Genomic DNA, 17638 nt, shown 5'->3' with positions numbered 1-17638 from the left:
ATGCCTCGTAAGGGCCCCGCCCCGAAGCGCCCGGTCATCATCGACCCGGTCTACGGTTCTCCTCTGGTGACCTCCCTGATCAACAAGGTGCTGCTGAACGGCAAGCGCTCCACCGCCGAGCGCATCGTCTACGGTGCCATGGAGGGTCTGCGTGAGAAGACGGGCAACGACCCGATCATCACGCTGAAGCGCGCGCTGGAGAACATCAAGCCGACCCTCGAGGTCAAGTCCCGCCGTGTCGGTGGTGCGACGTACCAGGTTCCGATCGAGGTCAAGCCCGGTCGTGCCAACACGCTCGCGCTGCGCTGGCTGGTCGGTTACTCCCGCGCCCGTCGCGAGAAGACCATGACCGAGCGTCTGCTCAACGAGCTTCTCGACGCCTCCAACGGCCTGGGTGCCGCTGTGAAGAAGCGCGAGGACACGCACAAGATGGCCGAGTCCAACAAGGCCTTCGCGCACTACCGCTGGTAGTCGCTACCCACATCGAGACCGAGAGAAGACTGAAGCCTTATGGCTACCACTTCACTTGACCTGGCCAGGGTCCGCAACATCGGGATCATGGCCCACATCGACGCGGGCAAGACGACCACCACCGAGCGGATCCTGTTCTACACCGGTGTGTCGTACAAGATCGGTGAGGTCCACGACGGCGCTGCCACCATGGACTGGATGGAGCAGGAGCAGGAGCGTGGCATCACGATCACGTCCGCTGCCACCACCTGCCACTGGCCGCTCGAGGACAACGACTACACGATCAACATCATCGACACCCCGGGGCACGTCGACTTCACCGTCGAGGTGGAGCGTTCCCTGCGTGTGCTCGACGGTGCCGTGACCGTGTTCGACGGTGTCGCCGGTGTCGAGCCGCAGTCCGAGACGGTGTGGCGTCAGGCCGACCGTTACGGCGTCCCGCGCATCTGCTTCGTCAACAAGCTGGACCGTACCGGCGCCGAGTTCCACCGCTGCGTGGAGATGATCTCGGACCGTCTGGGCGCCCAGCCGCTCGTCATGCAGCTCCCGATCGGTGCCGAGGCCGACTTCAAGGGCGTCGTGGACCTGGTCCGCATGAAGGCGCTCGTGTGGTCCGCCGAGGCCGCCAAGGGCGAGATGTACGACATCGTCGACATCCCGGCCACGCACACCGAGGCCGCCGAGGAGTGGCGCGGCAAGCTGGTCGAGGCCGTCGCCGAGAACGACGAAGAGATCATGGAGCTGTTCCTGGAGGGCCAGGAGCCCACCGAGGAGCAGCTGTACGCCGCGATCCGTCGCATCACCATCGCGTCCGGCAAGTCCAGCGACACCACGGTCACCCCGGTGTTCTGCGGCACCGCGTTCAAGAACAAGGGCGTCCAGCCCCTGCTCGACGCGGTCGTGCGCTACCTGCCGACCCCGCTCGACGTCGAGGCCATCGAGGGCCACGACCCGAAGGACGCCGAGACCGTCGTCAAGCGCAAGCCGTCCGAGGACGAGCCGCTGGCCGCGCTCGCGTTCAAGATCATGAGCGACCCGCACCTCGGCAAGCTCACCTTCGTCCGGGTCTACTCGGGCCGCCTGGAGTCCGGCACCGCCGTGCTGAACTCCGTGAAGGGCAAGAAGGAGCGCATCGGCAAGATCTACCGCATGCACGCCAACAAGCGTGAGGAGATCGAGTCGGTGGGCGCCGGCGACATCGTCGCCGTCATGGGCCTGAAGCAGACCACCACCGGTGAGACGCTGTCCGACGACAAGAGCCCGGTCATCCTGGAGTCCATGGACTTCCCGGCGCCGGTCATCCAGGTCGCCATCGAGCCCAAGTCGAAGGGCGACCAGGAGAAGCTGGGCGTCGCGATCCAGCGCCTGGCCGAGGAGGACCCGTCCTTCCAGGTCCACTCGGACGAGGAGACGGGCCAGACCATCATCGGTGGTATGGGCGAGCTGCACCTCGAGGTGCTGGTCGACCGTATGCGCCGTGAGTTCAAGGTCGAGGCCAACGTCGGCAAGCCCCAGGTCGCCTACCGCGAGACGATCCGCAAGGCCGTCGAGCGCGTGGACTACACCCACAAGAAGCAGACCGGTGGTACCGGTCAGTTCGCCAAGGTGCAGATCGCGATCGAGCCGATCGAGGGCGGCGACGCCTCGTACGAGTTCGTGAACAAGGTGACCGGTGGCCGCATCCCGAAGGAGTACATCCCTTCGGTGGACGCCGGCGCCCAGGAGGCCATGCAGTTCGGCATCCTGGCCGGCTACGAGATGACAGGCGTCCGCGTCACGCTCATCGACGGTGGCTACCACGAGGTCGACTCCTCCGAACTCGCGTTCAAGATCGCCGGTTCGCAGGCCTTCAAGGAGGCCGCGCGCAAGGCTTCGCCCGTGCTCCTGGAGCCGATGATGGCCGTCGAGGTCACCACGCCCGAGGACTACATGGGTGAGGTCATCGGCGACATCAACTCCCGCCGTGGCCAGATCCAGGCCATGGAGGAGCGGGCCGGTGCCCGCGTCGTGAAGGGTCTCGTGCCCCTCTCGGAGATGTTCGGCTACGTCGGCGACCTGCGCAGCAAGACGTCCGGCCGCGCCAGCTACTCCATGCAGTTCGACTCCTACGCCGAGGTTCCGCGGAACGTCGCCGAGGAGATCATCGCGAAGGCCAAGGGCGAGTAACGGACTCCGTTTAACGGACCCCGTTCACACGCTTTAGGCTTGACCCCGGAGCCTGCAGGGGACATTCCGCCGTCACCTCGGCGGAATGTCCCGGGCCCGGGTTTCCCAGCAAAGATCACCTGGCGCCGATGAGTAAGGCGTACAGAACCACTCCACAGGAGGACCCCAGTGGCGAAGGCGAAGTTCGAGCGGACTAAGCCGCACGTCAACATCGGCACCATCGGTCACATCGACCACGGTAAGACGACCCTCACGGCCGCCATTACCAAGGTGCTGCACGACGCGTACCCGGACCTGAACGAGGCCTCGGCCTTCGACCAGATCGACAAGGCTCCCGAAGAGCGCCAGCGCGGTATCACCATCTCCATCGCGCACGTCGAGTACCAGACCGAGACGCGTCACTACGCCCACGTCGACTGCCCCGGTCACGCGGACTACATCAAGAACATGATCACGGGTGCGGCGCAGATGGACGGCGCCATCCTCGTGGTCGCCGCCACCGACGGCCCGATGCCGCAGACCAAGGAGCACGTGCTCCTGGCCCGCCAGGTCGGCGTCCCGTACATCGTCGTCGCCCTGAACAAGGCCGACATGGTGGACGACGAGGAGATCCTGGAGCTCGTCGAGCTCGAGGTCCGTGAGCTGCTCTCCGAGTACGAGTTCCCGGGCGACGACCTGCCGGTCGTCAAGGTCTCCGCTCTGAAGGCCCTCGAGGGCGACAAGGAGTGGGGCAACACCGTCCTCGAGCTGATGAAGGCCGTCGACGAGAACATCCCGCAGCCCGAGCGTGACGTCGACAAGCCGTTCCTGATGCCGATCGAGGACGTCTTCACGATCACCGGTCGTGGCACCGTCGTCACCGGTCGTATCGAGCGTGGTGTCCTCAAGGTCAACGAGACCGTCGACATCGTGGGCATCAAGCCGGAGAAGACCACCACCACGGTCACCGGCATCGAGATGTTCCGCAAGCTGCTCGACGAGGGCCAGGCCGGTGAGAACGTCGGTCTGCTGCTCCGCGGCATCAAGCGCGAGGACGTCGAGCGCGGCCAGGTCATCATCAAGCCCGGTTCGGTCACCCCGCACACCGAGTTCGAGGCCCAGGCCTACATCCTGTCGAAGGACGAGGGTGGCCGTCACACCCCCTTCTTCAACAACTACCGCCCGCAGTTCTACTTCCGTACGACGGACGTGACCGGCGTCGTGACCCTCCCCGAGGGCACCGAGATGGTCATGCCGGGTGACAACACCGAGATGAAGGTGGAGCTCATCCAGCCCGTCGCCATGGAGGAGGGCCTGAAGTTCGCCATCCGTGAGGGTGGCCGGACCGTGGGCGCCGGCCAGGTCACCAAGATCAACAAGTGAGCTTGCTGATCTGACCTGGTAGCTCCTGCTGCGAGCACCTGAGAGGGCCCGCACGACTTCGGTCGTGCGGGCCCTTTCGCCTGTGCGGACGACCGTTCGGCGTCAACTCTGCGGCTGGGGGTGTCGTTCGTTCGCGCGAATGACGGGGCATGTGCGAGCGGCACATGCCGTTCCGCCCATGGCTTCGCCCCATGGTCAGCTCATCCCATGAGGCCCTGCACCGGATCTTCCAGCAGGACCCGGGCCTCTTCGCGCGCGCCGCCAGGAACCTCGGCGTCGCCTTTCCCCCACCCCTCTCCACCACCGAGCTCTCCACCGACCTCACGGAGACACAGCCACTGGAGCGCCGGGTGGACACGCTGCTGCGGATGGAGACCGAGGACGGCAGTTTCGTCCTGGCGGTCGAGTCCCAGAGCGAACCGGACGCGCGCAAGCTCGCAAGCTGGGCTTATTACCTCGCCCACGTGTACGCCAAGTACGGCGTCCCGCCGGTGCTCCTCGTCGTCTGCGCGGACCGGAGGACGGCCGCGTGGGCGGCCCAGCAGGTCGACATCGGCCCCCGTCAGTGGCCCTCGCTCACCCTGCGCCCCCTTGTCCTGGGGCCCGACGACGTGCCGGTGATCGCCAGCCCCGACGAGGCCGCTCGCGACATTCCGCTCACGGTCCTGTCCGCCGCGCTGCACCGCCGTGACCCGGACGCCGATGCCATACTGAACGCGCTGGCAAAGGCACTCAAGGGCCTGTCGGCCGACGACGAGAGCACCGCAGGCACCTTCATCGAACTCACGGAACAAGGCCTCGGCAAGACGCCGGCCGCGGACATCTGGAGGCACCTCATGGCCGTCGATCTTTCCTTCTTCCAGTCGGAGACCGCTCAGAAGCTTCGTGCGGAGGGGCAGGCAGAGGCCCTTCTGATGCTGCTCGGTCATCGGGGTGTCGAGATTTCCGGAGAGGACCGGGACCGCATCGTCGGCTGCGGTGACCCTGACGTGCTGAGCCTCTGGTTCACCAGGGCCCTCACCGCCACGTCGACGGCGGAGATCTTCGCGTCGCCCGGGACCGCGGACTGATGGACCTTTCCTGGTTCCAGTCGCAGACGGCTCAGCAGCTCCGAGCCGAGGGCCGGGCCGAGGACGTTCTGCTCCTGCTCGATCACCGGCGTATCGAGGTGTCCGGGCAGGAGCGGGAGCGTGTCATGGACTGCGGGGATCCCGGCACCCTGGAGATCTGGTTCACGCGGGCCATCACGGCGACGTCCGCGGCCGAAGTCTTCGAGGACGCGGCAGGCTGAACCGGCTCAGTGGGGCAGTGCCATGCCGAACGCGTCGCCGTCGCTGCCCGCCGAGAAGCCCGGGTCGGCCTCGGCCGGGGTCTTGGCCGACTCCAGAGTGCCCGGCCTGACCTTGAGGGTCGTGACCGTGCCGCTGTGCCGAGGCACCTCGTGCGGTTCCGGCCGACCGGGCCCCGACCGCCGCGGGACCAGCGCGGGATGTCGCGATGACGCCCCGTCCACGTCCATGGCTCCAGGAACGCGGCAGGTCCCCGGCTCGCGCTCACCCCCGGCGCGTGGGCGGATTCCCTGATGCACGCCTCGGGACGCCGAGGTCATGGGACCGGCCCCGGGCGCGCTCACCACAGCGCACCCGGGGCCGGTCTTCCCCCGTCGGAAACGTCAGCTCACACGCGCTGCCACAGCGCCGGGACGTTCGACGGCTCCCAGCCGGTCTGGGCCTGGTGGCCCTGGAGGCAGCGGTAGGTGGCGCCGCCGTACGTCACCGTGTCGCCCGGCTGGTAGACGGTGCCCGCCGACCAGGTGCCGCCCGGTTCCTCCTCGGGCGGCTCCTCGCCGCCGCCGGTCGTCTTCAGGGTGAGGCCGTAGTTCTGGAGCAGCGGGTTGATCGGCTGGAAGAACGTCGTACCGCCGCTGCTGCAGTTGCCCGAGCCGCCCGAGGTGACGCCCTGCGCCTGGCTGCCGGAGATGTACGAGCCGCCCGAGTCGCCCGGCTCGGCGCACACCGTGGTCTGGGTCACGCCGCTGATGGTGCCCTCGGGGTAGGTCACGCTGGTGTTCAGCACCTGGATGGTGCCGCAGTGCCAGCCGGTGGTGGAGCCGGAGCGGCAGACCGAGGCGCCGACCGGGGCCTGGGTGGAGCCGGTGACCTGGACGTTCTGGCCGCCCTGGCCCTTGACGTGAGGAGTCGCCGTCCACTGGGAGTTGGTGGCCACCCACGCCATGTCCCGGCCCGGGAAGACCGAGCCCTGGAAGGTGCCCTGGGCCACCCGGTTGTGGCCGCTCGTGCTGTCACCGGTCCGCCCGCAGTGACCGGCGGTGGCGTAGCCCTGCTGGGTGCCCTTGGTGACGGGGAAGCCGATCGAGCAGCGGCCGCTGTTGTTGATGTAGTACGCCTCGCCGCCCCGCAGGTCGTACAGCGCGCGGGGCCGGTCGGCCGACTTCTCGATCCGGGTGAGGGAGCGGTCGATGCCGGCCGCCGACAGGAGGGCGCGGGCGGCGGAGGGGCGTACCGCCTGGACGACCACCGTGTTCGTGCGGACGTCCACGTACCAGACGGGGGCGTCGGTGGTGTCGTTGCGCTGAGCCGCCCGGTCCAGACGGGACTTGGCCGCGTCCAGAGCGGTCAGGGAGTGGCGTACGACCGTGGCCTTCGCGCCCTGCGCCTCGATGGCCGGTACGTCGTCGGCGTCCGTCGTCGCCACCGTGAGCGTGCCGGACTCGGCGCCGCTCACCCAGGCGCCCGCGAAGTCGGAGCCCAGTGCCGCGCGGAGGCGGCCCGCGGTGGTGCCGGCGTCCGCCTCGTTCGCCAGGCGGCGTTCCGCCTGCTGCCGGTCCAGGCCGAGGTCGCGTTCCATGGCCTCGAGGAGGGCGGGCGGGGCGGCGTCCGTGCGCAGCGCCTGTGCCGCCGAGGCGGTCGGCCCCGCGCTCGCGGAGCCGCTGAGCCCGGCCACGAGCAGGGCGGCCGTCGCCGCGACGGCGGCACCCACGGATCTGGTGCGTCGGGGGAGGTGTCGGTGGGGCATGGGGCATCTCCTCGGTTCGGTGGGGAGGTGCCGAAACCGTAGGGAGGGCCGAACGTCGGGCGTAAGAGCTCGGCCGGCCCTCTCCCCGGTGTTATGGAACGGGCTGGGCGGCGAGCCACTCCGTATAGCTGTCGCTGCGCGCCGCCACGCCGGTGTGGGCGAGCCGGGCCTGTTCGAGGACGGTGGCGGCGGTCTTCGCCCGCTGGGTCACGGTGTGCCGGCCCAGCAGGTGCCGCCAGGTCAGCGGAGTGCCCGTGAGCGGCCGGGTGGTGATTCCGGGCGTGGTCGGGAAGGTCGCCCGGCACAGTCCGACCGCCCGGCCGACCTGCACCAGATGGACCAGGGACGAGGTGTCCGTCTCGTACATCCGTCGCGGGGTGAAGCCGGCGCGGGCGCAGGCCGCCGTGAAGCAGTCCCCGAAGCAGCCGTCGCCGGGGACGCAGGCCCACTGCTCACCGGCCAGCTCGGCCAGGTCCACCTCTCCCGGGTGGGCGAGCGGATGGCCCTCCGGCACCATGACGAACACCGGATCGACCGCGACCTCCTGCCAGACCAGGCCCTGCGCACCCGGCGGCTCGGCCGAGCCGCAGGTCCCGGCGAGGGCGAAGTCCAGCCGGCCTTCGACGAGCAGTGCGGCCAGCTCCCGCTCGGACCAGGACGTGCAGGTGGTGACGCGGGCGTCCGGCACCGCGTCCGCCAGCCGGTCCACCAGGGCGCCCAGCAGCGGACCGTGGGTGCCGCCCAGCCGGAGGCAGGCGGTCGCGCGCGAGGTGCGGGCGAACCGCGCCGCCTCCTGCTGTAGTTCGGTCACCGCGGGCAGCACGATCCGGCTGCGCTCCAGCACGAGTTCGCCCAGCGCGGTCGCCCGCACTCCGTGCCGCCCGCGTTCGAACAGCTCACCGCCCAGGGCGCGTTCGATCCGCTTGAGCTGTGCGCTCAGCGCGGGCTGTGCGAGCCCGAGTGCCGTCGCCGCCCTGGTCAGGCTGCCGGCGTCGGCAATAGCCCGGATCGTTTTCAGATGCCGCAACTCCAGCTCCATGAGGGGAGCTTGCGACGTGACGGGTGCGGGAGCAAGGGGTTGGTACGGACCTGCTGTCCGGGCGGTCGTCGGCGTGGACACGACCTGCGCACGGGTGCGGACACGACCTGTGCACGGGTATTGACGCGCGGCTCGGCCAGACCTTAGCGTCCGCTCATCCCTAATGTTTCGGACTGTGTTTCGAAACATTCGAGAACGATGATCGGAATGAGACTCCCCGCATGAGATCCATTCGTTTCGCCACCGTGGCCCTCGCCACCGCCGCCCTGACCCTGCCGCTCATGACGGGCTCGGCCGCCGCCGACCCGTCGGCCGGCAAGGAGGCCGCGCCGCACTCCCACGCCACGTTCGACCGGCTGCGCGAGGCCGCTCCCGAGGGCTTCGTCGTGGGCACCGCCGTGGCGGGCGGCGGCCACCACCTGGAGCAGGACTACCCGGACCCCTTCACGTACGACAAGGAGTACCGGAAGATCCTGGGGCGCCAGTTCAGCTCGGTCTCCCCCGAGAACCAGATGAAGTGGGACTACATCCACCCCGAGCGGGACCGCTATGACTTCGCGCAGGCCGACGCCATCGTCGAGTTCGCCAAGCGCAACAAGCAGGTCGTACGCGGCCACACCCTGCTGTGGCACAGCCAGAACCCGGCGTGGCTGGAGGAGGGGGACTTCTCCGCGGAGGAGCTGCGCGCGATCCTGCGCGAGCACGTCACCACCGTCGTCGGCCGCTACGCCGGCAGGATCCAGCAGTGGGACGTGGCCAACGAGATCTTCGACGACCAGGGCAACCTGCGCACCCAGGACAACATCTGGATCCGGGAGCTGGGCCCGGGCATCGTCGCGGACGTCTTCCGGTGGGTCCACGAGATCGACCCGAAGGCGAAGCTGTTCTTCAACGACTACAACGTCGAGAGCGTCAACGCGAAGAGCGACGCCTACTACGCCCTCGTCCAGGACCTGCTCGCGCAGGGCGTTCCCGTGCACGGCTTCTCCGTGCAGGGACACCTGAGCACGCGGTACGGCTTCCCGGGCGACCTGAAGGACAACCTGAGCCGGTTCGACGCGCTCGGCCTGGAGACCGCCGTCACCGAGCTGGACGTCCGCATGGACCTGCCGGAGAGCGGCGTGCCCACCGAGGAGCAGGAGCGGAAGCAGGCCGACTACTACCAGCGGGCGCTTCAGGCGTGCCTGGCCGTCGACGGCTGCAACTCGTTCACCATCTGGGGCTTCACCGACAAGTACTCGTGGGTGCCGGTGTTCTTCGAGGGCGAGGGCTTCGCGAACGTCATGACCGAGGACTTCGACCGCAAGCCCGCCTTCTACGCCCTGCGGGACACGCTGAAGGAGGCGGCCCGGGAGGACGACTGCAAGAAGGACCGCAAGCACCGGAAGGGCTGAGTACGCCCCTCGGACCCCCTGGGCCGGCCGTGCACGACGCACGACCGGTCCGGGGGCGGTCCCCCGCCCGGCGCCCGGCGGGGCGCTCACGCCCTGCGGGCCACCGCCACGTACGCTCCGCTGTGGACGCCCTCCTGCCCGGGAACCGGTTCACCGAGCTCCGGATGCCACTCCTCGGCCGCCACGACGCCGGGGGCGACGACCTCCAGCCCCTCGTCCACCGGGTAGCTGTCCTTGCCGGAGTTCTGCTGATCCACGTCGATTCCCCATGGCACGCCCGGCAGTTGACCTCCCTCAATCGCGCCCGCCCCGATGACCGGGCCTTGATCGGCGCGATGTGCCGGGCACCCGTCGCCCTGCCACCCATGGGCGCATGCGGATCAATACCTCGGGGTTCTCGAAGTGGACGTCGTAGACGGGGCGTTCTTGGCCGTGCCTGTCTTCACCTGGGCCCAGCCGCTCTCCCGCAACTCCGTGTTGCGGCCGGAGACGGTGATCTCCTGGTCGCGGAGCCGGGTGTCGCGGAGCCGAAGAGGCGTGACCACTCGCGGACGTCCTCCTCCGACTCCAGCGCGTCCAGGAGCCCGGCGAAGGTCCGCATGCCGGAGCCGGAGCTCTTCGTCGTCCCGGTCTTCCGTCCCCGTCTCCTCCAGTGAGCGTTCGGGTCGATTCTGTTGGGGTGGCGCTCAGATGTGAGGGGTGTGAGCACTTCTTGGTGAGTGTTCACGGTTTCTGGTGGGTGTGGGCCTGGAGGCGGGGCGCGTGTGCACGGCGGCCCGTCTCACCAGATGCCTTCGGCGACCTCGTCGAGGACGAGGTTCCACTGCGACTGGTCGTCCTCGAAGGGGAGGGGGTCGAATGCCTCGATCCGCGCGCGCAGCCGGTCGATCTGCTCGTCGACGTCGGCGTCGTCGTCCCGTTCGTGCTCCTCGAACCTCTTGAAGAGGAGCAAGGCGTAGACGAGGGACTCGACATCGCGGTGGAGTTGCGTGTACGAGTCCAGGGGTTCGCCCTCGCCGAACGCGTACACCTTCCCACTCCCGGGGTCGAGGGCGAGGAGGGAGGCGGCGAAATGGGCGAGCACCAGCCAGGACCCGCACTCTTCGGGCAGGATTCCGTCCTCGGGCCCGAACCACTCGGCCAGAGCGATCGACTCCTCCTGGCCGACGCCGGCCTTCGACTTGAAGTACTCGTCGTCCGGAAGACCGACCCCGCTGAGGAAGTCCGCCGTCCGTACGTCGAGACGGCTGCCCGGTTCCTCGTGGCGAGGGAAGTACACGACACCTGTGAGGCCGAACGCGCTGAGGAGTTCGTCCGCGGAGACTGCGAAACTCATGGGGACCTTCGTGCTTCGTCGAGGGCGTAGGCCGATGCTACCGGCCGTGTGCCTTCTGGAGTTCCTGCATGTACTGCTGGTGCTCCACGTCCCGGCGGTGACGCGGCACCGTCTGGTCGTATTCGTTGGTGTGGTGGACCGTCTTGGCCTGGGGGAAGTGCCGGTCCAGCCACCGGTCGCAGCTGGGTTTGAGCTGGCAGGGCTCCCGTTCCGTGAAGACCTCCTTGAGGCCCGACTGCTTTCCGTTGTGCAGGAGCGGGTAGCCGATGGAGCGTTCGGAGTGCATGCTCTTCTCGCTGTAGCCGACGAGGATGCTCTCCCCTCTGCCGTCGGGATCGACGTACCGGCCCGCGGCGTAGTTGTTCCCGCTGTAGTCGTCACGGGCGTAGCGGGCGAGTTGGGTGGCCCGCCCGAGTTCGTCCGTGTAGGGGTCGACCTTGGTGGAACGGACCTTGCCGGGGTGGGTGTTGGGGACCGACGTGTCGGCCTGGTCGCGCCGGGTCTGCGGGCGCCAGGCCTTGCCGTTGTCGAGGATGCCGTCGAGACGTTCCCTGTCGGTGCTGTCGAGGGTGTGGAGTCTGCCGTCGCCGTCCAGGCGCTGAACGGTACCGTCCGTGCTCAGGAGGTACGTGCGGACGTCACCGCACCCGTCGATGTCCCGCTTGGTCTTCTCGTCCCGCTCCTTGTGCTCCTTCTTGCCCTTGTCGATGTCCCCGCCGTGCTTCTCGAGGACGTCGAGCGTTTCGTCGACCTTCTTGTCGACGGCGTCCTCGCACTTGTCCATGACGGTGGCGAGTTTGTGGAAGCGGCTGTCCTTCTTGACGGAGCTGCGGCGGTCGGCGCCGCCGGTCTTGTGCTCGCCCTTCTTCTTGTCGAAGTTCTCCCGGGTCGTGTGGTAGTCGCCGACGGCCCGGTCGAATTCGTCGAACTCGATGGCCAGGTCGTAGGCCATGTCGGAGCCGCCGGTGGCGTACCGGGACAGGTCCTCGTCCCCGGCGTCGAGGCGGTCGGTGAAGACGTCCTCGATCATTCCGAGGATCTTGGCCTCTATCTTCTCGGTGACGATCTTCGTGATCTCCCCGACCGCGTAGTCGATGGCCTCGTGGAGCGCGAAGCGGCAGGCGGCGACCGCGGCGGCGCTGAGCACGCCACTGGCGCCGAAGGTGAAGAACATGCCGACGACGCCCGCGGTGGCGGCGACCGCGGTCGCGGAGAGCTCGGCGATGCAGGCGATCTTGCAGCCCTCGATGAAGCCGGCGCAGTCGTCCAGCGCTCCGGCCAGATCGTCGAGGGCACCCGAGAAGGTGGTGAGGTCCTTGGTGGTGAGCTTGCCCCAGCGGCGGTCGATCGCGTCGACGGTCTTGCCCTTGCTGCGGCCGCCGACGATGTGGGAGCACGCCTTGTTGCCGTCGGCGATGACGTCCCGTATGCCTTCGGCGAGTTTGCGGTAGTCCTTGGCCGAGGCGCGCACCTCGTCCTCGTCGATGTTGGGCCACTGCACACCGACCAGGTCGAGCACCTCGACGAGTTCATCGGGCAGCTTTATCCCCATGCGTCACGTCCCCCGTCGCGGATCAGCTCCTCTCACCCTCGTGATCGGTGACGCGTTCGTCAATCCGGAATTCGTTCTAACTCGTCTGGTTCGGCGGAGGGTTGGTGAAGAGGCGGGGGGGGACCGTCACCGGGGCCGCAGGCAGAGCACCGCCTCGTCGGTGCCGATCAGCAGCCGCTCGTCGGGAGTGAGCGCCAGGGCGTTGACCGGCTGCCCCGGGTGGAAGGCGCGTGTCTCGCCGGTGCCGAGCCGGTGGTACTCGACCAGGCCGTCCGCCCAACCGACCGCCAGCGCCGGACCCGAGGGGGTGAGAGCGCAGCCGAGGGCCGCCACGGCGCAGGAACGTTCGACGACGGGAACGGCCATGGGCTCGCCACCGGGTGCCCAGGCCCGGACCCGGCCGTCGACGCCCCCGCTGTACACCAGGGGCGTCACGTGCCCGCTCTCTCCGGCCGGGACGTCGACCACCCCCAGGGCGGTGACGCGTCCCCGGTGGAGGTGAGCGGTGCGCGGGGCCGTTCCGTCCTCGTCGAGGGACACGGCGTACACCGCACCGTCCACGCCACCGGCGGCCGCCGCCCGGCCGGACGCCGCGAGCGCGGAGCCGGGAACGTCCGCCAGCCGGGCCGTGAGCCTCTCGGCGGCCGCATCGCCCGGGGAGGGAGTGTCTCCGAGGAGCGCGGCCAGGCCGGACGGCCCCCCTGCGGTCGGCAACCGGCGGGTGTGCAGCCGCCCTTGGTCGTCGAGCGCCCACACGGTGCCGTCGGCCAGTGCGCAGAGGGCGGTGACCCCGGGGACGGGACGGGGCAGCCGGCCGGTGGCGGCCGCGTCGGTGAGCGCCGCGGTGCGCAGGACGCCCTGGTGATCGGCCACGAGGAACCGGCCGTCCAGCGGGCCGGGACCGGTGGCCAGCGCGAGGGCGGGACCGGGCCAGGGCGGGGTGACGTCTCCGCGTATCCGGGACCAGACCGGTTCCCAGGGCACGCCGGCCGAGAGCTCGGCCAGGGCGGGCCTCATGCGTGGATCCGCGCCGTCGCCGAGGACGGTCAGCAGGACCAGGGCCCGCTCGGCGGGGGACTGGTCGCGCATCAGGGACTGCCCGGCCCGCAGCCACGCCGCCCGCAGGCCCCCGCACCGGTCCGTGCCGGTTTCGTAGGCGGCGGTGACCCGTACCGGGTCCGCCGCGCAGACGGCAGCCGGGTCGCCGAGGTCCGGCGCCCCGGCCGCGGGTGGACCGTCCGGCTCGGGACCGTCCGGCTCGGGACTGCCCGGGAGACGACCGGAGGCGGCCTGCGTGGCCTGCCACGCCGCGCGGCGGACCGGATCCGTCCACCGCTCCTCGTCGAGGTCCAGCACCGCGGGCCCGCACGCGTCGAGGAGCCGTACGGCGTCATGGCCGGCCCGCGCCTCCACGAGGAGACGGACGTGCCCCGGCCCGACCAGGGAGGAGACCAGTGCGGCCACGGCCTCGGCGTCCGCGGCGGCGTGCAGGTCGGGCAGCACGATGACGGTGCGCCGCTCGTCGGCGGCCAGAGCCGCGAGCAGTTCCCCCGGCGCCCGGGCCACCACACCGAGCTGCTCGGCCAGCGTCCACACCGTCCCCCGTACCCCCTGCCCGGCCAGCGGCACGAACGCGTGCACCCGCCGCGCCGGCGCCGTCACCGGCCGGGTCCCGTGCCCCACGAGCCAGGCCAGCAGCGTCGACTTCCCGCACCCCGCACCACCGGACACCACACACAGGCGGGGCGCGTCCGGGTCGGCCAGCCACCCCAGCAGCGCGGCCGCGGCCGGCTCCCGGCCCGCCGCGGGCCGGGCCCACGGGCCACCGCTCACCGTCGGTCCGCCTGCCGGGCCGCGTACGTGATGAGTTCCTTCAACCCCGCCTCGCGGGAGTCCGCGTCGGCGCCGTAGTCGAAGCTGTGCGTGAACTCCGCGGTGGGGAAGGTCCGGTGCATCCACGCCGCGCAGTAGTGCCCCGGCATCATGCACGGCTCCAGCTCGCAGTACACCCGGCGGACCCGCTCCGCGGCCACGCCCTCCCGCTCCAGCCGTCGCCAGACCAGTTCCTCCGGATGCGCGCGCCCGGGCCCGGTCACCTCGGTGACGATCTGCTTCCGGCCCGCGTCGTCGAGGTACTCGAACGCCGCCGAGAACGGGAAGTTGAGGGTGTGGCGTACGTCGTCGAGCACGCGCGGCCACCAGTTCTCCCGCTCCGCGAACGCCGCCGCGTCGATTCCGCGCAGCTCCTCGTTCAGCTCCCGGAACGCGGCAGCGGCCTCCGACAGGCCCGATGACGCGGCGATCACCGGGAGCACGCGGTCGAGGACGGTCAGGCCGGCGTTCAGCGCGGCGAGGCTCGTGTTGACGAACATGTCCTCCTCGTCGATCCCCAGGAACACCGCCTGCACCGCACCGTCCGGCCGCACACACAGATGCGCCAGCCCGTCGTCCCCGAGCCGGGCCCATCCCGCCAGCTCCGCCGGAGGACGCTCCCACCCCCGGTGCCCCGCGAGCATCCCCAGCGCGAGAGCGTCCCCCTCGCCGGACGCGCGGAAGTACGGTGCGACGTGCACCGGCACGCCGACCTCCTCCAGCAGCGTCCGTGCGGGCCCGGGCAGCCGGACCCCGTACGCACCGGCCGTACCGAACCGGCGCAGACCGTCCCGGCCGAAGTGAGCAAGGGCCGGGTCCGGAGCAGGCGTTGACATGGAAACACCTCACATGGCTGACGGGCGAACGACGCCTACGACGATAGGCGGCGGGACGCCTCGGGCGGCCACGTGCCGGAGGGACGGCCTCCCGAGGACGTCGAGAAGGTCCGGTACCACCGGAAGATCCGGGATCCGGCTCTCCCGGAGACACACACCCGCTCCCGGCCGCACACGGAGAGCGGGCCGCCGTGGCGCTCCGTGTTCCGTACATGCCGTCCAGATAGCGGACATTCCGGCCCGGGTCTTGGTATCGCGTTAACGCAGGAGTAACACTGGAAGGGTCGGCCGACCTGTCGTATACAACCGGGGCGGCCGATGTCCTGCGCGCGGCAACGGCGCCGAGCGCCCATCACCGGTCCCCGTACCGGTGTCAGCCGCGCCAGAAAGGGATCCCGTGACCACACGACCCGACCCCAAGACCTCGCTCGACCTGCTCCGCGCCGAGATCGAGCGCCGCAACCCGGCGGAACCCGAGTTCCACCAGGCCGCACGCGAGGTGCTGGACACCCTCGCTCCGGTGCTCGCGGCACGCCCCGAGTACGCCGAGCCGGGGCTCGTCGCGCGGCTGGTCGAGCCGGAGCGGCAGATCATGTTCCGGGTGCCGTGGCAGGACGACCAGGGCCGGGTCCACGTCAACCGGGGCTTCCGGATCGAATACAACAGCGCCCTCGGCCCCTACAAGGGCGGCCTGCGCTTCCACCCGTCGGTGAACCTCGGGATCATCAAGTTCCTCGGCTTCGAGCAGATCTTCAAGAACGCGCTGACCGGTCTCGGCATCGGCGGCGGCAAGGGCGGCAGCGACTTCGACCCGCAGGGCCGCAGCGACGCCGAGGTCATGCGCTTCTGCCAGTCCTTCATGACCGAGCTGTACCGGCACATCGGTGAGTACACCGACATCCCGGCCGGTGACATCGGCGTCGGCGCCCGCGAGATCGGCTACCTGTTCGGCCAGTACCGGCGGATCACCAACCGCTGGGAGGGCGGCGTGCTCACCGGCAAGAGCGCGGGCTGGGGCGGCTCGCTGATCCGTCCGGAGGCGACCGGATACGGCAACGTGCTGTTCGCGGAGGCCATGCTGCGCGCCCGCGGCGAGGACCTGGAGGGGCAGACCGCGGTCGTCTCCGGCTCCGGAAACGTCGCGATCTACACCATCCAGAAGCTGGCCGCCCTCGGCGCCAACCCGGTGACCTGCTCCGACTCCAGCGGCTACGTCGTCGACGAGAAGGGCATCGACCTGGAGCTGCTGCGCCAGATCAAGGAGGTCGAGCGCGGCCGGGTGAGCGACTACGCCGAACGCCGGGGCGCCTCCGCGCGGTTCGTGCCCGGCGGGCGGGTCTGGGAGGTCCCGGCCGACGTCGCCCTGCCGTCGGCGACCCAGAACGAACTGAACGCCGTCGACGCCGACGCCCTCATCCGCAACGGCGTGAAGGCGGTCTCCGAAGGCGCGAACATGCCGACGACGCCGGAGGCCGTACAGCTGTTCCAGCGGGCCGGCGTCGCCTTCGGCCCCGGCAAGGCGGCCAACGCGGGCGGGGTCGCGGTCAGCGCGCTGGAGATGACCCAGAACGCGTCGCGCACGTCGTGGAAGGCCGACCAGGTCGAGGACGAGCTGGCCCGCATCATGACCGACATCCACACCACCTGCGCCGAGACCGCCGAGCGCTACGGCGCCCCCGGCGACTACGTGACCGGCGCGAACATCGCCGGCTTCGAGCGGGTGGCGGACGCGATGCTCGCGCAGGGCGTCATCTGACGCATACGTCGAGGCGTCACGGAGTGGGGATGCCGGCCGGGCGGGCCGGGCGTCCGAAGCGGGCGGGGACGCCCGGTGAGTACAGCACGCTCACCGGCTCCCCGGCCGGCCTCGGCAGCCCGGCCGCGGTGACCAGGTCCTCCTCGCACTCCACCAGCTCGGCCCGGTGCAGGGGCCAGCGCGGATGCGCGTTGGGCAGGTACATCGACCGCCCGAAGAAGGCGCCGTGCATGCCCCAGCGGGCGGTGAGGAAGTGCTCCAGCTCGGTCGGCTCCTCGATCAGCTCACCCCGGCGCACGGTGATACGTCCGCCGGCGCCCCGCGGACCGGGCCAGCGCCGGGAGCTGGTGTACGTCACCGTGCCGCCGTCGAAATGGTCCACGCGCATCCGGGACCAGAGGTACGGCATCCGGAACCCGAGCCGGCCGACCGCCACCGGGATCAGCCGGGAGGCGTCCAGGGAGAGGAAGACGACCCCGCGCCGCCCGTGCGCGTCCACCGAGTACAGACGGACGTTGGTCTCCGGGAAGTTCCCGAGGTAGGGGACACCCGGCAGCCGCAGCCACCCCACCCGGTGCATCCGGAACGCGACGAGACCGACGTACGTGACACCGTCCAGGGTGTCGGGCACGGTGCCCGGCGGCAGCAGAGGGGCCACATCGGCCGGGTCCACCGCCCAGTGCACGAAGGTCAGGTCGAGCCACGACTGGGTGAGCAGCGGACGCGCGATCGCCTCCGGCGGGTCGGGCGTGATGGGCTGAGGGGGCGGCGGCACCGCGTCAGTATCGCGGAGGGCACCGACAGCGGTACGGCACCAC

The 17638-nt window shown here is 70.1% G+C and carries 15 protein-coding genes and 1 pseudogene; 7 read left to right on the top strand and 9 right to left on the bottom strand.

Annotation, left to right across the window (positions count from 1 at the left end):
* The 5 genes from rpsG to KUM38_RS06015 all read left to right on the top strand — a co-directional run bounded on the left by rpsG (window position 1) and on the right by KUM38_RS06015 (window position 5290).
* A complete protein-coding gene (gene rpsG / locus KUM38_RS06035) occupies window positions 1–471 on the top strand; it encodes a 30S ribosomal protein S7 (protein ID WP_003992340.1) in 471 nt (156 codons plus the stop codon).
* 39 nt (window positions 472–510) lie between these two features.
* Window positions 511–2637 carry an elongation factor G gene (fusA, locus tag KUM38_RS06030; RefSeq protein ID WP_217128207.1) on the top strand — a complete coding sequence of 709 codons (2127 nt, stop codon included), beginning with the start codon at window positions 511–513 and terminating at the stop codon, window positions 2635–2637.
* Between the two features lie 168 nt (window positions 2638–2805).
* Window positions 2806–3999: an elongation factor Tu gene (tuf, locus tag KUM38_RS06025; RefSeq protein ID WP_217128206.1), complete on the top strand. Its 1194-nt coding sequence runs from the start codon at window positions 2806–2808 to the stop codon at window positions 3997–3999.
* 191 nt (window positions 4000–4190) lie between these two features.
* Window positions 4191–5069: a hypothetical protein gene (locus tag KUM38_RS06020; protein ID WP_217128205.1), complete on the top strand. Its 879-nt coding sequence runs from the start codon at window positions 4191–4193 to the stop codon at window positions 5067–5069.
* The gene (locus KUM38_RS06015) at window positions 5069–5290 is read left to right on the top strand and encodes a hypothetical protein (protein ID WP_217128204.1); all 222 of its coding nucleotides are present in this window, start codon (window positions 5069–5071) and stop codon (window positions 5288–5290) included. The genes KUM38_RS06020 and KUM38_RS06015 overlap by 1 nt, the downstream gene beginning before the upstream one ends.
* A gap of 6 nt (window positions 5291–5296) precedes the next feature.
* Here the strand turns inward: KUM38_RS06015 and KUM38_RS06010 are convergent, their stop codons facing one another.
* From KUM38_RS06010 to KUM38_RS06000, 3 genes are all read right to left on the bottom strand, one after another.
* Entirely contained in the window at window positions 5297–5437 is a 141-nt protein-coding gene (locus KUM38_RS06010) for a hypothetical protein (protein ID WP_217128203.1), read from the bottom strand.
* A 239-nt stretch (window positions 5438–5676) separates the two neighbouring features.
* A complete protein-coding gene (locus KUM38_RS06005) occupies window positions 5677–7035 on the bottom strand; it encodes an alpha-lytic protease prodomain-containing protein (protein ID WP_217128202.1) in 1359 nt (452 codons plus the stop codon).
* A 91-nt stretch (window positions 7036–7126) separates the two neighbouring features.
* Window positions 7127–8074, bottom strand: a complete 948-nt coding sequence (locus KUM38_RS06000) for a LysR family transcriptional regulator (protein WP_217128201.1) — start codon at window positions 8072–8074, stop codon at window positions 7127–7129.
* Between the two features lie 221 nt (window positions 8075–8295).
* Between KUM38_RS06000 and KUM38_RS05995 the strand changes: the two genes are divergently transcribed.
* Entirely contained in the window at window positions 8296–9468 is a 1173-nt protein-coding gene (locus KUM38_RS05995) for an endo-1,4-beta-xylanase (RefSeq protein WP_217128200.1), read from the top strand.
* Window positions 9469–9554: 86 nt separating this feature from the next.
* Here the strand turns inward: KUM38_RS05995 and KUM38_RS05990 are convergent.
* The 5 genes and pseudogenes from KUM38_RS05990 to KUM38_RS05970 all read right to left on the bottom strand — a co-directional run.
* Window positions 9555–9683, bottom strand: a pseudogene (locus KUM38_RS05990) (SAM-dependent methyltransferase); the annotation flags it as partial.
* Window positions 9684–10249: 566 nt separating this feature from the next.
* Entirely contained in the window at window positions 10250–10804 is a 555-nt protein-coding gene (locus KUM38_RS05985; protein WP_217128198.1) for an SUKH-4 family immunity protein, read from the bottom strand.
* A gap of 37 nt (window positions 10805–10841) precedes the next feature.
* Window positions 10842–12356, bottom strand: coding sequence for a nucleic acid/nucleotide deaminase domain-containing protein (locus KUM38_RS05980; protein ID WP_217128197.1), 1515 nt, complete (start codon window positions 12354–12356; stop codon window positions 10842–10844).
* A 126-nt stretch (window positions 12357–12482) separates the two neighbouring features.
* Window positions 12483–14189, bottom strand: coding sequence for a hypothetical protein (locus KUM38_RS05975; RefSeq protein WP_217128196.1), 1707 nt, complete (start codon window positions 14187–14189; stop codon window positions 12483–12485).
* A complete protein-coding gene (locus tag KUM38_RS05970) occupies window positions 14186–15064 on the bottom strand; it encodes an SUKH-4 family immunity protein (protein ID WP_217128195.1) in 879 nt (292 codons plus the stop codon). Before KUM38_RS05970 ends, KUM38_RS05975 begins: the two co-directional genes overlap by 4 nt.
* Window positions 15065–15461: 397 nt before the next feature.
* On the opposite strand from KUM38_RS05970, the gene gdhA reads away from it, so the two are divergent.
* Window positions 15462–16820 carry an NADP-specific glutamate dehydrogenase gene (gdhA, locus tag KUM38_RS05965; RefSeq protein ID WP_217128194.1) on the top strand — a complete coding sequence of 453 codons (1359 nt, stop codon included), beginning with the start codon at window positions 15462–15464 and terminating at the stop codon, window positions 16818–16820.
* A 16-nt stretch (window positions 16821–16836) separates the two neighbouring features.
* Here the strand turns inward: gdhA and KUM38_RS05960 are convergent, their stop codons facing one another.
* Complete coding sequence (locus KUM38_RS05960) at window positions 16837–17595, bottom strand: YqjF family protein (RefSeq protein ID WP_217128193.1); 759 nt, start codon at window positions 17593–17595, stop codon at window positions 16837–16839.
* Window positions 17596–17638 lie beyond the last annotated feature (43 nt).

Origin of the sequence: Streptomyces sp. AC558_RSS880 (assembly GCF_019049255.1) — a bacterium.
GTDB lineage: Bacteria > Actinomycetota > Actinomycetes > Streptomycetales > Streptomycetaceae > Streptomyces.
Note: the sequence above shows the minus strand (reverse complement) of the source record. Positions and strands in the feature narration are given on the sequence as shown.

Bases quoted from the DNA above. Each gene is read 5' to 3' on its own strand.
- rpsG (WP_003992340.1), top strand. From the start codon at position 1: ATGCCTCGTAAGGGCCCCGCCCCGAAGCGCCCGGTCATCATCGACCCG.
- fusA (WP_217128207.1), top strand. From the start codon at position 511: ATGGCTACCACTTCACTTGACCTGGCCAGGGTCCGCAACATCGGGATC.
- KUM38_RS06020 (WP_217128205.1), top strand. From the start codon at position 4,191: ATGGTCAGCTCATCCCATGAGGCCCTGCACCGGATCTTCCAGCAGGAC.
- KUM38_RS06015 (WP_217128204.1), top strand. From the start codon at position 5,069: ATGGACCTTTCCTGGTTCCAGTCGCAGACGGCTCAGCAGCTCCGAGCC.
- KUM38_RS06005 (WP_217128202.1), bottom strand. From the start codon at position 7,035: ATGCCCCACCGACACCTCCCCCGACGCACCAGATCCGTGGGTGCCGCC.
- KUM38_RS06000 (WP_217128201.1), bottom strand. From the start codon at position 8,074: ATGGAGCTGGAGTTGCGGCATCTGAAAACGATCCGGGCTATTGCCGAC.
- KUM38_RS05995 (WP_217128200.1), top strand. From the start codon at position 8,296: ATGAGATCCATTCGTTTCGCCACCGTGGCCCTCGCCACCGCCGCCCTG.
- KUM38_RS05985 (WP_217128198.1), bottom strand. From the start codon at position 10,804: ATGAGTTTCGCAGTCTCCGCGGACGAACTCCTCAGCGCGTTCGGCCTC.
- KUM38_RS05980 (WP_217128197.1), bottom strand. From the start codon at position 12,356: ATGGGGATAAAGCTGCCCGATGAACTCGTCGAGGTGCTCGACCTGGTC.
- KUM38_RS05970 (WP_217128195.1), bottom strand. From the start codon at position 15,064: ATGTCAACGCCTGCTCCGGACCCGGCCCTTGCTCACTTCGGCCGGGAC.